General features: G+C 31.2%; 13 protein-coding genes. 5 read left to right on the top strand and 8 right to left on the bottom strand.

Annotation, left to right across the window (positions count from 1 at the left end; genetic code table 11):
- Nucleotides 1–172: 172 nt before the first annotated feature.
- The 3 genes from dnaB to N5D03_RS13625 all read right to left on the bottom strand — a co-directional run bounded on the left by dnaB (nt 173) and on the right by N5D03_RS13625 (nt 4121).
- Nucleotides 173–1732, bottom strand: a complete 1560-nt coding sequence (gene dnaB / locus N5D03_RS13635) for a replicative DNA helicase (RefSeq protein ID WP_280051973.1) — start codon at nt 1730–1732, stop codon at nt 173–175.
- 99 nt (nt 1733–1831) lie between these two features.
- The gene (locus N5D03_RS13630; protein WP_038334644.1) at nt 1832–2785 is read right to left on the bottom strand and encodes an acetyl-CoA carboxylase carboxyltransferase subunit alpha; all 954 of its coding nucleotides are present in this window, start codon (nt 2783–2785) and stop codon (nt 1832–1834) included.
- Nucleotides 2786–2942: 157 nt separating this feature from the next.
- Nucleotides 2943–4121, bottom strand: a complete 1179-nt coding sequence (locus tag N5D03_RS13625) for a thiolase family protein (RefSeq protein ID WP_115001279.1) — start codon at nt 4119–4121, stop codon at nt 2943–2945.
- A 193-nt stretch (nt 4122–4314) separates the two neighbouring features.
- Here N5D03_RS13625 and N5D03_RS13620 point away from each other — a divergent pair, with 193 nt between their 5' ends.
- The 3 genes from N5D03_RS13620 (at nt 4315) to N5D03_RS13610 (ending at nt 7219) form a co-directional block, all read left to right on the top strand.
- A complete protein-coding gene (locus tag N5D03_RS13620; RefSeq protein WP_185144098.1) occupies nt 4315–5619 on the top strand; it encodes a M28 family peptidase in 1305 nt (434 codons plus the stop codon).
- A 463-nt stretch (nt 5620–6082) separates the two neighbouring features.
- On the top strand, nt 6083–6655 hold the full coding sequence (locus tag N5D03_RS13615; protein ID WP_280051972.1) for a hypothetical protein: 573 nt from the start codon (nt 6083–6085) through the stop codon (nt 6653–6655).
- A 117-nt stretch (nt 6656–6772) separates the two neighbouring features.
- Nucleotides 6773–7219, top strand: coding sequence for a hypothetical protein (locus tag N5D03_RS13610; RefSeq protein ID WP_115001277.1), 447 nt, complete (start codon nt 6773–6775; stop codon nt 7217–7219).
- A gap of 60 nt (nt 7220–7279) precedes the next feature.
- Here N5D03_RS13610 and N5D03_RS13605 read toward each other — a convergent pair whose 3' ends face one another.
- Nucleotides 7280–8233, bottom strand: a complete 954-nt coding sequence (locus N5D03_RS13605) for a 2-oxoglutarate and iron-dependent oxygenase domain-containing protein (protein WP_125349043.1) — start codon at nt 8231–8233, stop codon at nt 7280–7282.
- Nucleotides 8234–8508: 275 nt separating this feature from the next.
- On the opposite strand from N5D03_RS13605, the gene N5D03_RS13600 reads away from it, so the two are divergent.
- Nucleotides 8509–8949 carry a hypothetical protein gene (locus N5D03_RS13600; protein WP_280051971.1) on the top strand — a complete coding sequence of 147 codons (441 nt, stop codon included), beginning with the start codon at nt 8509–8511 and terminating at the stop codon, nt 8947–8949.
- Between the two features lie 57 nt (nt 8950–9006).
- Nucleotides 9007–9909: an oxygen-dependent coproporphyrinogen oxidase gene (hemF, locus tag N5D03_RS13595; protein ID WP_280051970.1), complete on the top strand. Its 903-nt coding sequence runs from the start codon at nt 9007–9009 to the stop codon at nt 9907–9909.
- Between the two features lie 43 nt (nt 9910–9952).
- Here hemF and N5D03_RS13590 read toward each other — a convergent pair whose 3' ends face one another.
- The 4 genes from N5D03_RS13590 to N5D03_RS13575 are packed head-to-tail and all read right to left on the bottom strand — an operon-like array spanning nt 9953 to nt 14292.
- Nucleotides 9953–11398 carry an RtcB family protein gene (locus N5D03_RS13590; protein ID WP_280051968.1) on the bottom strand — a complete coding sequence of 482 codons (1446 nt, stop codon included), beginning with the start codon at nt 11396–11398 and terminating at the stop codon, nt 9953–9955.
- Nucleotides 11385–12452 (bottom strand): nucleotidyltransferase domain-containing protein, encoded by a 1068-nt coding sequence (locus N5D03_RS13585; protein WP_280051967.1) that lies wholly within the window; start codon nt 12450–12452, stop codon nt 11385–11387. The genes N5D03_RS13590 and N5D03_RS13585 overlap by 14 nt, the downstream gene beginning before the upstream one ends.
- Nucleotides 12449–13204: a nucleotidyltransferase domain-containing protein gene (locus N5D03_RS13580; RefSeq protein ID WP_280051966.1), complete on the bottom strand. Its 756-nt coding sequence runs from the start codon at nt 13202–13204 to the stop codon at nt 12449–12451. The genes N5D03_RS13585 and N5D03_RS13580 overlap by 4 nt, the downstream gene beginning before the upstream one ends.
- Complete coding sequence (locus N5D03_RS13575) at nt 13201–14292, bottom strand: slipin family protein (protein ID WP_280051965.1); 1092 nt, start codon at nt 14290–14292, stop codon at nt 13201–13203. The genes N5D03_RS13580 and N5D03_RS13575 overlap by 4 nt, the downstream gene beginning before the upstream one ends.
- Nucleotides 14293–14326: the final 34 nt, after the last annotated feature.

Raw genomic sequence — 14326 nt, 5'->3', positions numbered from 1 at the left:
ATTCGTTTCAGAATCACATATATAATTAATAAAATAAATTTAAAACAAAAACGATTTGTCATACCGAGCTTGTCGAGGTATCTTTTAAATTATTGATTATAAAAAAAACATAATGATGAGAAGCTGAAATGAATTCAGCTTGACATAATATTATATTAATGAAAATTATTTTCTAAAACGGCAAATTATCGTCGTCGTTGTTCATCGAACTTCTGAATTCTCCACCGAAATCTCCAAAAGCATCAGAGGGATCAATAGCAGATAAATTCATGGCACTTCCCATTTCTTGAGAACCATCATTCATCGAACTTTGAATTTCGAAATCTCCACCAAATGAAGTTTCCAAATCGGTAAATTTAGCTTGTTCATTAATGAATCGTAAACGCACATTTTCTAACGCACCATTACGGTGTTTCGCAATGATAAACTCGGCTTGTCCAGCACAAGGTTCACTTTCGTCATCCCAATATTCCAATTTATAATATTCAGGACGATAAATAAAAGAAACGATATCGGCATCTTGCTCAATAGCTCCAGATTCACGTAAATCCGACAGTAAAGGGCGTTTACTCCCACCACGAGTTTCTACCGAACGAGATAACTGCGAAAGTGCAATAACAGGAATACTTAACTCTTTTGCAATTGCTTTTAAGGAACGCGAAATCATCGAAATCTCTTGCTCACGGTTTCCATTTGCTTTACCACCAGCAGTCATCAACTGCAAGTAGTCAATCAAAATCATTTTTACACCATGTTGAGAAACCAAACGACGTGCTTTTGCTCTTAAATCGAAAATCGAAAGGGCGGGCGTATCGTCAATATAAAGCGGTGCATTTTCAAGACCTTTTACTTTTGTGTATAATTGTTTCCATTCGTGATCGGCTAATTTTGCTTTACGCAATTTTTCACCCGAAATTCCAGTTTCACCTGAAATCATACGCGTAATCAACTGAACAGAAGACATCTCTAATGAAAAAACAGCAACCGGAATATTTTTGTCAACCGTCATATTTTTCGCCATCGAAAGGATAAAAGCAGTTTTACCCATACCAGGACGAGCGGCTAAAATAATCAAATCCGATTCTTGCCAACCCGAAGTAATTTTATCAATTTCTGTAAATCCAGAAGATAAACCAGACATTCCTTCTTTGGTAGATTGGGCTTTAATTTTGTCAATCGCTTCTGTAACTAAATCTCTTGCTTCCGAATAACTACGCTTGATTCCACCTTCTGTAATTTCGAATAATTTCGATTCAGAATAATCCAGTAAATCAAATACATCGGCAGTATCATCGTATGATTTTTCAATGACTTGATTCGAAATTTCAATTAAACGACGAAGAATGTATTTTTCTTGAATTACACGAGCATAATATTCCACGTGCGCAGAAGAAGAAACTTTTTGCGTTAATTGAATCAAATAATAATCACCTCCAACACGATCTAATTTGCCCTCACTTTTCAACTCATTCGAAACCGTTAATAAATCAATTGGTTCTGAATCGTTAAATAATTTTTGAATGACAGCATAAATCGCTTGATGCTCTGGACGATAAAAAACTTGCGGTGTAAGAATGTCAATGACTTCATCCAACCCTTTTTTATCAATCATCATCGCACCAAGTACAGCTTGCTCTAAATCAACAGCTTGTGGAGGAAGTTTACCTTTCTCTAAACCAATGACATTGTGCTTGTTAGCTGGTATTTCGGGATTATAATTTGCTTGTTCCATAAGAGTTTCAAAATTAAATAAAAAAACGAGATATAACTAATTTTATATCTCGTTTTAAAATTGTATATTCTACAATAAGTATTATTGTAAAACAATATTTTATCCTGAAAATTCTCCGAATTTGATGTAACGTTCTTGACGTTGTTGTTGTAATTCTTTTGGAGAAAGTTTTTTCAATTCGTTGTAAGTGTCTAAAACTTTATTTTTCAAGTTTGTGTACGCAACTTCTGGTTTGTAGTGTGCTCCACCAAGCGGTTCTTGAATGATGTCTTCAATTAATCCTAATTCTAACATATCAGGACCAGTTAATTTCATTTGCGAAGCAGCTTGCTCTTTGTAATCCCAACTTCTCCATAAAATTGTAGAACAGTTTTCTGGTGAAATTACAGAATACCAAGTGTTTTCTAACATGAAAACTTTGTTCCCAACTCCAATTCCTAATGCTCCACCTGAAGCTCCTTCACCAATTACAATTGTAATGATAGGAACTGTAAGTTTCAACATTTCGTAGATGTTTTTAGCGATAGCTTCACCTTGACCTCTTTCTTCAGCTTCTAAACCAGGATATGCACCAGGAGTGTCGACTAAAGTCAAGACAGGAATATTAAACTTTTCTGCTAACTTCATCAAACGTAAAGCTTTGCGGTAACCATCTGGATTAGACATTCCGAAACGACGATATTGTCTTTCTTTGGTATTTTTTCCTTTTTGTTGACCAATAATCATAAAAGTTTGACCATTGATTTTTCCCATACCACCAACCATTGCTTTATCATCAGCAAAAGTTCTATCTCCGTGAATTTCGATAAACGTGTTATCTGTGATCGCGTAAGCGTAGTCTAAAGTATAAGGGCGAGAAGGATGACGAGACAATTGTACACGTTGCCATGGCGTTAAATTACCATAGATTTCCTTCTTTTTATTTTCAATTGCAATTTCAATTTCAACGCAAGCCTGTTTGATGTTAACACCGCTTCCTTCGCCGACGATTTGACAGCTTTGTAACTGTTCTTCTAAATCTTTGATAGGTTGTTCAAATTCTAAATATTCCATACAAAAGTGTTTGTTCAATCCAACAAATATAGAAAAGGTTTTTAAGCCAATTATAATAAATGTCGAATGTTTTTCAGATTTTTTACAAGTATTTTAATTTCAAAAGATAAAAAAGCGTCTACAGATTAGACGCTTTCATCGTGTATTTGATCTAAAATTAGATTTTTTCGATAATCATTGCAGATGCTCCACCGCCACCATTACAGATAGCTGCACCACCAATTTTTCCTCCGTTTTGCTCTAAAACATTTAATAATGTAACCAAAATTCTTGATCCAGAATTTCCAAGTGGATGACCAATAGAAACCGCACCACCATTTACATTGACTTTAGAAGCATCAAGGTTTAATAATTTAGTATTTGCAATTCCAACAACTGAAAACGCTTCGTTAAATTCCCAGAAATCAACATCAGCAGCTGTCATATTTGCTTTTTTCAATAATTTTTCAACCGCTTTAGCTGGTGCAGTTGTAAATTTTGAAGGTTCTTGAGAAGCATCAGCATAAGCAATAACTTTTGCAAGAGGTTTTAATCCTAATTCGTTTGCTTTATCTAAAGACATTAATACTAAAGCAGAAGCTCCATCATTAATTGTAGAAGCATTTGCAGCAGTTACAGTTCCGTCTTTAGAGAAAACAGCGCGCAAACCTGGAACTTTATCAAAGTTTACATTTTTATATTCTTCGTCTTCTTTAAAAATAACTGGTTCTCCTTTGCGTTGAGGAATTTCTACAGGAACAACTTCGTTGTCAAATTTTCCAGCAGCCCAAGCAGCAGCAGATTTTTTGTAAGAATTAATTGCAAACTCATCTTGCTCTTCACGAGAAATATTGAACTCAGTTGCACAAGTATCTCCGAAAAGTCCCATCATTTCTTTGCTGTAGTAATCTTGTAAACCATCGTTCACAATTCCATCTAACAAAACAGTATTTCCGTATTTATTTCCAGTTCTTGCATTTGGTGAATAGAAAGGAACCATCGACATGTTTTCCATTCCTCCAGCAACTACAACATCTGCGTCACCTAAACGAATTGCTTGTGTAGCAAACATTACAGCTTTCATACCAGAGGCACAAACTTTGTTTACCGTTGTTGCAGGAATTGTATTTGGTAAACCTGCTTTTATCATTGCTTGCTTAGCAGGTGCTTGTCCTTCACCAGCTTGCAATACATTTCCCATATATACTTCATCAACCAAAGATCCATCTAAGTTGATTTTATCTAAAGCTCCTTTAATAGCTGTTGCGCCTAAATCTGTAGCTGGAACGTTAGATAAACTTCCCAAAAAAGATCCCATTGCTGTACGAACAGCTGAAACTATTACGACTTCTTTCATTTAATTTGTGATTTGTTGTTTTTATTATGATAACTTAATAATGCAAGATATAAAATTTATAGTAGTATTAATTTGATTTACTTTTTAAAGATTTTTTAAATTTGTTATTGACTTAATACAGATAATTGATTTTTTTTGTTAAAATGATAATTATCTTAGAATAGAATATTTTTTGAAGAATAAAATGATTAAAATGCTGAAGATAAAAATGATATTATTTGGTTTGATTTCGTGTTTTGTAATTACAATCGGAAATGCGCAAACCTTTGATCAAAAATATTTTAAATCAATTTTAGATTCGCTTACGTCAAATTCGTTTGCTGGCAGAGGTTATGTAGAAAATGGAATGACAAATGCTGGAATTTATTTACAAAACGAATTTCAAAAAAATGGATTGAAGTCTTTTTCTAATCGTTATAATCAAACATTTACTTTTCCGATTAATATTATCAAAGATGCAAAACTGAAAATTAATGGAAAAGAATTAAAATATGGAATTGATTTTATTGTAAAACCAAGTTCTAAATCAATTTCGAAAACCAATTCACCTTTTTATATTTTTGACACAAAAGCCTATGTGGAATCTTTTCAGTCGAAAGATAAAACGAGGGATTTTATTGTGAAAGATGATGAATCGCAAAAAGGAAAACATATTATTTTGCCGCCTTTAGTGACTTCTGTAGATTCTATTCAGAAATATTACAAACAATGGGCGAATATTTATGAGAAAAATGAAAATAAAAATCGAGCGATTTTTAGATTTACATCAGATAAATTGACTTCAAGTCTTAGTCAACGACAATCTTCTATTTCAGAATTTATTATTTCGGATAAATTTTATTCTAAAAATTTAAAAATAAACGATTATTCTATTGATTCAGAGTTAAATAATTCATTCGAAGCAAATAATATAATTGGTTACATTGACGGAAAGAACAATGATAGCGTAATTGTGATTTCTGCTCATTATGATCATTTAGGGAAAGTTGGACAAACTATTTTTCCTGGAGCGAGTGATAATGCGAGCGGAACTGCAATGATGATGGCGCTGATGAAGTATTATTCAAAACATCAGCCTAATTATAGAACAGTTTTTATGGCTTTTGCAGGTGAAGAAGCGGGGATTTTAGGCGCAGATTATTATGTTAATCATCCTCTTTTTCCATTGAATCAAATCAAATTTTTAGTCAATTTAGATATTATGGGAGCGGGCGATCAAGGAATTCAAGTTGTGAATGGTAAAGTTTTTAAAAATCAATTTGAAAAATTAGTTGAATTCAATCAAACAAATAAATACCTAAAAGAAGTTAAAATTCGAGGAGAATCGTGTAATTCCGATCATTGTCCGTTTTATTTGAAAGGTGTTCCGTCGTTTTTTATTTACACATTAGGAGGAAAAGGTTTTTATCATGATCCCAATGATACAGCTGAAAGTTTGGATTTGAGTTCCTCTGAAAAAGTATATAATTTGTTGAAAGCTTTTATTGATAAGCTATAAAAAAATAATCCGTTCAAAGTGAACGGATTACTAACCAACCTAAACTACTATAAAAAACTCTAAAAAGTAAAAAGAGTGCGAGTAATTCCAAACTTCATAAATCAATTTCGTTAAACTCGTTGTTACTCTTTGTCTTACTATCTATGAATAAATTATTTGACACTACAAATGTCTAACTTTTATGTCTTGTTTGGAAAAATTGTAAAAGATTTTATTTATAATAGTTATAGAGAATATTTATAATAAACGTTTGTTGTCGGATATTAAACTTTGTATTAATTTGTTAAAAACAAACAATAATAGTTAAAGTGTAATTGTATGAAAGCGTACTTTAACACCTTTTTAACTATTTGTTTACGAAAATATGATGAAATGATAAGATTTGAAATCTTTTCAACTAAATTTGATTTTTGAATCGTAAAGACTTCATAAATTTAAACAAATTTTAAACCAAAACGCCAAAATGAGACTTTTTTTATTGGTTTTTTCCTTACATATTGTGTTATTTGTTGATGCGCAAAATGTTAACCCAAATCAAATTCGAACAAAAATTTACGATACTATTTTACAAGATATCCAAAAACAAAGTTTAGAATTTCCGAACAAAAAAATTGTGGTAGATCCTACGATTAATAAGTTTGAAGATTATAAAATGGACGAATTTGGGCTGAAATTAGATTCGGCGAAATATCTACAAGACACTTCAATTTGTTCTAAATTAACAACCTATAAATGCGTTTCGAAATTTGAGATTGATAATTATTCGATTACCAATGTTTACAAAGATGAAGCAGATGCGTTATATCCTGACTTTTATGGGATTTATGCACCAATCGATTCGTGGTACAATTTGATTTATTATGCGGCTGTTAATCATTTTGAGAAGGATAGAGAATTTCAATTTAACGTCTTAATTCCAGTTCGAAATGTGCAAATGAAAAATAAAATGATGAAGGAAAAAATGTTCTTTTATAACGTTTTATTTGATGAACAATTTAAGATTCTAAAATTTGAAAAATTATTCTTAAAACATTAAAATTCAATCAGAAAAATTGTAAATTAGCAAGACTCAAATTTTTAATTGATGTTAAACGTTAGCGCTTACATAGACGAGCTTTTGCAATTATCAAAAGGCAATTTACGGATTTGCCGTATGAATTGGTGGCTTTTAAAATACGAAGATGAATTTGAGAAAGCAATAGAACAAACGTCTTGTAAAAAGTGGCAAAGATGGCTTTATAATGGAGAACATCCATATCCATGTGTTTGTCCAAAGCGCGAAAAATTATGCGTTTTTATCGATTTATATCGTGAATTGGATCGTTTGACACAAGTGCAACGTTTAGAGAATTTTTTTCACGAATATTTTCAAAAATTTGAGTTGATTAAAGATTCAAAAGAATCTTTAAAAAACTGGATGAATGATATTCGTCCAACGATTTCGTCCATTTATTTATTATTGGATAAGAATGATAATCTAAAGATTAGATTTTATAATTCGGATCCAGTTTTGGAAGTGAATATCAATAAAAATGATTATAAATACACTTTGTTGTGTTTGGATATTTTTAACTACAACATGTATGTAAGAGGCATGTAAATGAAAAGAGAGTTGACAAAATCAACTCTCTTTTTTATGAAATAATAGATTAAATATGGCTTATTTAATTAAACCAATTTCTCTTAAACGCTGAGTCAAGAAATCTCCAGCTGTAATATCTTCAAATTGTTTTGGATTTTCTTCTGTTACACAATCTTCTAAAACAGATAAATCCATTTCAGAAACTGGATGCATAAAGAATGGAATAGAAAAACGAGATGTTCCCCATAATTCTTTCTCTGGATTAACCACTTGGTGAATTGTTGATTTTAATCTGTTGTTTGTGTGACGAGATAACATATCACCAACATTAATCACCAATTCGTCGTCAGCAGCAATAGCATCAACCCAAGTTCCATCGTGACGTTGCACTTGTAATCCACGACCTTGCGCTCCCATTAACAATGTAATCAGGTTAATATCACCGTGGGCACCAGCACGAACTGCATCTTTAGGCTCTTCTGTGATAGGAGGATAGTGAATTGCTCTCAAAATAGAGTTTCCGTTTTTTACTTTATCATCAAAGTAAAACTCGTCTAAACCTAAGAATAAAGCCAAAGCACGTAAAACGTAAACTCCTGTTTTTTCTAATTGTTTGTATGTTTCTTCACCATAAGTGTTAAAACCTGGAACTTCATTTACATCAACATTTTCTGGATAGTTGTATTTCGCTTTATCTTCTTCAGATAAATACTGTCCAAAATGCCAAAATTCTTTCAAGTCACCAACAGTTCTACCTTTTGCATGTTCGTTACCGAAAGCTGTATAACCGCGTTGACCACCAATTCCTTCAACTACATAACTTTGTTTTGTTTCTGTAGGTAAAGCGTAAAATTCGCGAACGCTTTTATATAAATTTTCAACTAATTCGTCAGATAAAAAATGTCCTTTCAAAGCAACGAATCCTATTTCTTCGTATGCTTTACCAATTTCGTTGACAAATTTTTGTTTTCTTGCAGGATCATCAGATAAAAAGTCTGCTAAATTAACCGATGGAATTCCGTTTTGTGACATTTATATTTTGTTTTATAAAATTTCTTCAGCAAAGGTATAGAAAGATTTCTTTTGTGAATAATATTGTTAATAACTTTTTTGGGTTGCTATTGGTTTGATTTAAAATTAAATCGTTTAAATGATTTTAATTGGTTAAAACTGTTGTTGTAAGTGAAATATGATTTTATATCTGAATTTTTTAAATTTTTATATTAATAAATATAATTTATTGAAATTAGATTATGAATAGCTATTAATAATAATAGTTTTAAATAATATGAATTAATTTTAACGATATGAAGAAATATTTATTTGTATTTTTTGTTTGTATTAGCATAATGTTGTTTTCGCAAGAACCTATAAAAACTCCTTTGATATATCTGAGTTGTAAAAAAGTTGAACAGAAGGGAAATGAAGAATTAAATAAATGCTTTAAACAAAATTTTAGAAAAGATTTTTATAAAATGATAAGCATGGAATTAAGGTCGAGAAACTTAATTACGAATTACCTTCTTAAAGCTAAATTCAATTTTATTTTTGATGAAAATGGTATAATTTCTATTTCTGATTTTGAAGGAAGTGAGGACACGAAAGATATTGTAGAAAAGTCTTTATTTAGGTTAAATGAGAGAATTAAAGGAGGTAAATATAAAATTATTCCAGCAAAAAATAATGAAGGACAATTTATAGAAACCACTATAAAAGTTCCATTTCAATATGCATTTGTGAGAAGTTAATTATTAATCTTCTTTCTAATCGTTATCAATCATTCTATATTTGCAAAAATATTTATGATGAAAGATCAATTTTTTCAATATATACAAGACTTACAAAATAAAATTATTACTAAACTTGAACAAGTTGATGGTAAAGCTAAATTTTTAAGAGATAGTTGGGAACGCGAAGAAGGCGGCGGAGGTCTTTCATGTGTTTTAACTGACGGAGCTGTTTTTGAGAAAGCTGGCGTTAATATTTCAAAAGTTTATGGAGAATTACCAGAAACAATGCAAAAAGCGTTAAATGTTTCGTCAGGTAAATTTTTTGCTTGTGGATTGAGTTTGGTTATTCATCCAACAAGTCCACATATTCCGACGACTCATGCGAATTGGAGATATTTCGAAATGTATGATAAAGATGGAAATATCGTTGATCAATGGTTTGGAGGTGGACAAGATTTGACACCATATTATTTGGATGAAGAAGATGTGATGCATTGGCATATGATCTGTAAAAAAAGTTGTGACGCGCATGATGCGGCTTTTTACCCGAAGTATAAAGAAGAATGTGATAAATATTTTTGGAATACTCATCGTGGAGAAGCTCGTGGAATAGGAGGTTTGTTCTTTGATTATTTGAAACCAACTCCAGAAAAAACAGTTGAACAATGGTATGATTTTGTAACAGAAGTAGCAAACTCATTTTTAAAAGCGTATATTCCGATTGTTGAAAAGCACAAAAATGATGAATTTTCTGATGAACAAAAGGAATGGCAAGAAATTAGAAGAGGTCGTTATGTGGAATTTAATCTAATTCATGATAGAGGAACTTTATTTGGTTTGAAAACAAATGGACGAATAGAATCTATTTTGATGAGTTTGCCAAAACATGTACAATGGCACTATAATCACCAACCAGAAGAAGGTTCGGAAGAATATAAATTAGTCGATGTTTTGAAACATCCAAAAGATTGGATTTAATCAATAAAATATAAAATGCCTGAACATTTGTTCAGGCATTTTTTTAATCTTCTCTCGATCCGTCATCTGCCATTCTGACCATTTTAGGTGTAAAAGTAGCCACAACATCAACCAGATCTTGTTGTGCAGCCATTACTTCGTGAATATCTTTATACGCCATCGGCGCTTCATCTTTTCCGCCTCCAATTAGTGTAATTCCAAAATCATTCAAATAATCGTTTATCTTGTTTTGTGATAATGATTTAATTGCTTGTGTTCGGCTCATCTTTCGACCAGCACCATGAGAAGCCGAATGAATAGAATTTTCTTCACCTTTTCCGCGAACCAAAAATCCTGGCGCAGTCATTGAACCTGGAATAATTCCCATCACATCTTTAGAAGCTGGTGTTGCACCTTTTCGATGAACAATTACTTCTTCGCCATTGTAAATTTCTTTCCAAGCAAAATTATGATGATTTTCTACTTTCGCTATAACTTCTGCACCGATAGATTTTGCAATTTTTTGATGAATAATTTCGTGACAAGCCGAAGCATATTCACCTGCTAAATTCATGGCAATCCAGTATTCTTGACCTTCTGCAGAATCCAAATCCAAATAAGCTAAATTTTGTGCTTTGTATGGTAGTTTACATATTTCTTTAGCTATTTTAGTATAATGTCCAGCGATTGTAGCACCGAAACCTCTCGATCCAGAATGCGTTAATAACGCTAAATAAGAACCTTTTTTAATGTTCAGTTTTTCATCATCTTCTTTGAAATCAATCAAACCAAATTCTACAAAATGATTTCCGCCACCAGAAGAACCCAATTGCGACCATGCCTTATCTTTTAGATTCTGAATAAATGAATTCGTCTCAAATTTTGCATCATCCAAAATCTGATGTTCTGCTTTGTATTGACCATGAAAACCATGTCCAGCACCAAACTTTGTATTTTTCATCAAAGTTTCTTTTAACGAATCGTGATGTTCAAAATAATGAGAAGCAGGTAAATCATAAATCGATAAAGCCATTCTACATCCAATATCAACGCCGACACCATAAGGAATAATCGCATTTTTGGTTGCTAAAACTCCGCCAATTGGTAATCCATAACCTTGATGCGCATCAGGCATAATTGCGCCAGCAACGGTAACAGGAAGTTTCATGGCGACTTTCATTTGTTCTAAAGCGCCGTCCTCAATTTTTTCCGCACCATAAATTTTGAAATCGGTTGGATTTTCATTCAATTCAATCAAGTTTTCATCTTGATTTGGTAAATGAATTCCATCGATAAAGCCTTTTGCAAGCGTTTTGAAAATTTTATCTTCTAAAAAATCTTGTGGCGAAGAAAAAACTTGCGCATATTTATCAAGCATTTCGGCTTTTGTGTAACCATTTCTTTTTTTGTTGATTTTTAAGGCAATTCCTAAAATTTCGTTTTCAGGATAACCCAAGGCAATCAAATCGTTTCCATTGATCGGTTTATTTTGTTGTTCAGTTGTTTTCATATAATTTGGTTCTAAGGTTGATTAAAAATTCTTCCATTTTCGAAGAGTTTATTTCGGTTGGAAGAAAATTTAGTTTAGATTTTTCTTCAATTTCTCGTTGTAAATTTTCAGCTTTTTCGATTACTTCTTCATAAGAAAAATCTCCGTTTTTTATCGCTAATAATTCGTCACGATCTTCTGTTCGTTTTACATTTAGGTTTCCTGTTTCCACTAATTCTTTCGCAACTTTTAACAAACGAATCGTGTGCATCATATTTTTACTATCGTAATTTTTTTCATGCGCAATGTTTGTTGTGTAACGATCTTCATTTCGCAATTTCATCCAATCCCAATATTCTTTGTATTGCTTGCAATAAGTGGAATATTCATCTTTTTGGAAAATGAAATAGGCAATTGGTTTTTCATTTTTAGGAATTTCACTCAAACGAATATCATCATTATTTTTATCTTTTACGATTCCTTTATAATTAAATTTTTCACTGTAATAAAGCGCAAATAAATCTTTCGAATGATTGATTTTACTTAGTCCGCAAAACGCTTGTTTGTAAGAATTTGAATTCATCCAATCAACAAAAGAAATGGTTTTGTTATCATCAATAATATAACAAAAATCAAGAACGGTTTTTCTGATTTCATCTATTGGATTTAGAAATTTCTTGTTCAATCCTTTTGCTTTTTTGATTTGACTCAAGGCGTATCCAACAAATGTTTTCTCAACTTCTGATGTGATAAACTCTTTATAATTTAATTCATCTAACAAAGGCGATTTATACAGAACAAATTCTTCTGGAGTTGCTAGGATTTCTAAACAACTCGGATTATTTTTCAATAATAATTCAATGAATCGACCAATTTCATAATATACAATATCATTGGTTTCGTTGCTCACTTGCGTTTGATATTCGAAACCATAAAATTCATTTTTAGGTAAATAAAAAATGCCACGAATATCAGTGTCCGAATTTTTAGTTGCCAAATTATAGGCTTTGCTTCCGCTTATACATTCAAATAGAATTAAATTTTGACTTTTTAGATCTTCTATTGTTAGTTTCATTTTGTTACGGTTTTAATGAAAAATACATTGATTTTGTTTTTATCAAATTCAATTTTTGGTAATTTTTCGGTTTCGATTTTTAATTCATTTTTCAAATTAATTAACCAATCGAAAAGTTCATCATTTTTCGAAATTCTAAAACTTTCATCAACATTTGCTTTGATTTCAAGATATTTATCCACTCGGTTTTCGATTGTTTTATCTCCGATTAAATGTTTTAATTTTTCAAATTCCATCGGAGGAATTGTTTTATTTTCTACAATCCATTTCGCTGAAAGAACCGAACGTAAAGTATAAAACAAACTTTTGAGTTTAATTTCGTTTTGATGTTCCATTTCAATCAATCGCTTTGTTGTAATTCCCAAATAATGCATGGTAACTTTTTGAGAATTGAATTGTGAAGCAGCTAAATTGAACAATTCTTTTTCGAAAATTTCATCAGAAATATAATGAATCGGAGATTGTAAATATTCGTTAATACTCGAATTTGATTTCAACATTAAGCGCAAAACTTTTTGAATATCCCAACCTTTAAAATCCAGTTCATCTATAATTTCTAAATCAATAAAATCATCAATTGGGTCAATTTTTAGATAATCTTCAATTTTTCGTTTGTAAATAAATCGAACATCGTAATCGCTGTCAGTAGAAGGGAAGCCCCAAGCGCGGCTCCCAGATTCTATAGCAAAAAGAATTTTGACGTTATATTTATCTTCTATTTCTTTTAATTTATTTTGTATGATTGGTTTCATTTTGTAAACATTGTTTTTAGTTCATTTAACACATTCGATCCGCCAGAAATTGAGATTTCTCCCACTTTATCAGCAATTTTTTCGATGTATTCCATTTCTTTCAATTTCCATAACGTTTCGTTTTCTTCCATCAATTTTGCTGTGTTCAACAAACTTCTTGTCGAAGCAGTTTCCTCACGACGCGTAATCGAATTGGCTTGAGCCGTTTTTTCGGCAATCAAAACGCGGTTCATAATTTCTCTTATTTCTCCTGGAAGAATAATGTCTTTCATACCTGCGTCAATCAATTTTAGACCAATTTCTTGGAATTGAGCTTGATATTTTTGAATGATATAATTCGTTACCGAATTTTTATCCGACATCAAATCATCAAAATTCATGTTTCCAATAAATTCTCTCAAACCTAATTGAATCGCTTGATAAATCATTTTTTCGAAATCTTTGTTCGATTGATAAGCGTTCAACAAATCAGTAATTTGATAATTTACCATAAAATTGATTCGCAATTGCGCTTTATCTTTTGTCAAAATTTCTTGTCCCGAAATTTCAATTGTTTGCGGACGCATATCAAAAGAAACCATCGAAATTTTTGTTTCGTTGTTGTAAAATTGGTATTCACCAGCTTTTAAAACCGAATCAAATTCATTGTCTTTGAACAAAATTCCTTCGAAATATGGTACAACAGAAATGATACGAATTGCACCCGCTTTTCTCAAAATATCAATTTCTCTTTTTGTTAAATTTTTAATTTCTTCAGTAGAATTCAAATCAAATTTTATCGCTTTTAATTGAGTTGAATTCTTCCAAATCATCACGTTTTTATTGTAAAATGAATCGTACGATTGATTGTTTTTGTAAATAATCAACACTTCGTTATGTAATACTTCGATAAAATCTACCATCGATTTCAATGTTTCATTTTCTAAAAACATTGTGTGGTATTTTTCATCAATTATTTCGTTGATGTTTAATTTTTCGATGTTTTTATTAAAGAAAATCCAATAATTTCCTTTTGAGTAAATTTTATCTACTTCGTTATTTTTGATATAGATTCCAATTTCTTGGTTGTTAATTGCTAATTTTTTCATTTTATTATTTTTTATAGGTTTTTACTATTTTTTT

This window comes from Empedobacter sp. GD03861 (genome assembly GCF_029840885.1).
In the GTDB taxonomy this organism is placed as follows: domain Bacteria; phylum Bacteroidota; class Bacteroidia; order Flavobacteriales; family Weeksellaceae; genus Empedobacter; species Empedobacter falsenii_B.
The sequence above is the reverse complement of the archived record's forward strand: the minus strand, read 5'-3'. Positions and strand labels throughout refer to the sequence as shown.